General features: G+C 66.9%; 1 protein-coding gene. It reads right to left on the reverse strand.

What is annotated here, in order from left to right:
- Positions 1-1753: baseplate multidomain protein megatron (locus tag CRO07_RS18200; RefSeq protein ID WP_176504637.1), on the reverse strand; the 1753-nt coding region annotated here is incomplete at both ends.

The following is a 1753-nucleotide window of genomic DNA, read 5'->3' on the forward strand; positions in this document are numbered from 1 at the left end:
AGCCAGTGGCCAAGGCGCCAATTCGGGCCGTCCGTCCAGACCCCGGTAAGTTCCGGAAAGAGCGGATAGGGCCGCGCATCCCAGGTCCAGGCGGCGCATTCCGGCACATGCACCATCCGGCCGCCGTAGACGGATGAGGTAGGGTTGTTCGCGCCCTCGCCCCACCAGAGGTAGCTCGCCTCGAGATAGGCGCGCTGGATGGCATCATCGCGCCAACCCCGCGAGAAGTAGGGCGTGAAGCTTTCCGACGACTTCGGGTCGAAGAACACGTTCGGCTGGTTCGTGCCCCGGTCGATGGCAGGGCAGCCAAGCTCGGTGAACCAGACGGGCTTCGATTGCGGCACCCATGCGGTGGGCGTGCCGCTTTCCACCCCGCCCGGCCGGTTGAAATGCGGGTTCGACCACCAGGCGCGCAGATCCTTGTAGCGGAAGACCCAAGGCTTGCCCGCGGCACCGTCAGAAATGGGCGTGCGCAGTTGCGCCGACCGGTCGGCAGCGCTGGCGTAGAACCAGTCGAAGCCCTCGCCGCTCGCGATGTTGGCCTGCAGATAGGCCCGGTCATGGACGGCCGACCAGCCCTCGAGGGCATCGGCATGGTCGAAGCCATCGCGCCAGTCGGAAAGCGGCATGTAGTTGTCGATGCCGATGAAATCGATGTTGGCGTCCGACCAGAGCGGGTCGAGGTGGAAATAGACATCGCCGCTGCCATCGCCCGGTTGGTGCCCGAAATACTCGGACCAGTCCGAGGCGTAGCCGACCTTTGTGCCCGGCCCGAGGATCGACTTCACATCCGCCGCCAGCGTCTTGAACGCCGTCACTGCGGGATAGGCACTGGCGCTGGAGCGGATCGTCGTCAGCCCGCGCATCTCGGTACCAATCAGGAAGGCATCGACCCCGCCCGCGACCGCGCAGAGATGGGCGTAATGCAGGATCATGCGCCTCAGTCCCCAGTCACCCGCAGGGCCGGTCCAATTCACGTTGTCGCCCGACACCGCGAACTGCTCCGGGGTGGCCGCGCCGAAGAAGCTGGAGACCTGCGTCGCCGCACCGGCGGTCTTGTCGGCGGTCCCCGTAAAGCCTGCCGCCGGGGAACAGGTAATCCGGCCCCGCCACGGGAAACTCGGCTGGCCCGGCGTCACGGCATTCGCGCTGTAGGGGTTCGGCAGCGTGTTGCCGGGCGGCACGTCCATCAGCAGGAAGGGATAGAAGGTCACCCGCAGGCCGCGCGCCTTCATCTCGCGGATCGCCTGCACCACCGCGAAGTCGGCGGGCGTACCGCCATAGACCGGCCGATCTTCCGCGTCGCGGCTGACCATATGCGCGCTGGCGCGGGAGACCCCATTGACCAACCAGACCTTCGGGCTCGTGACCTTGGTCGCCACCTCGACGCCCGGCCTGATCGCGCAGTTGCCCGCGCGCAGGTCGTTGCCGAACCAGGCGACGACCAGGCTGACGCTTTCGACTGCCGGTGCCATGGCCTGCAGACGGTCGAGGGCGACGACGACGTCGGCCGCATCGGCCAGCGCGTTCAGGTTCTCGGCTGAGGTCGTGCCGCCGCTGCCCTTGCGGATCGCCTCGGTCGCATAGGTGAACTCGCCCGAGGCCGGGATCAAAGTCACTGCTTTTACCAGTCCCTCGGCGGTGTCGGAGTCGTCCAGCGGGCGGAAGACCTCGAACGACAACTGCGGCAGGCGGTTGCCATAGGTGGAAAGCGCCAGTTCCTCGAAGACGACATAGGCGGTGCCGCGATAGG

This window comes from Cereibacter ovatus (assembly GCF_900207575.1).
Taxonomy (GTDB): Bacteria; Pseudomonadota; Alphaproteobacteria; order Rhodobacterales; family Rhodobacteraceae; genus Cereibacter_A; species Cereibacter_A ovatus.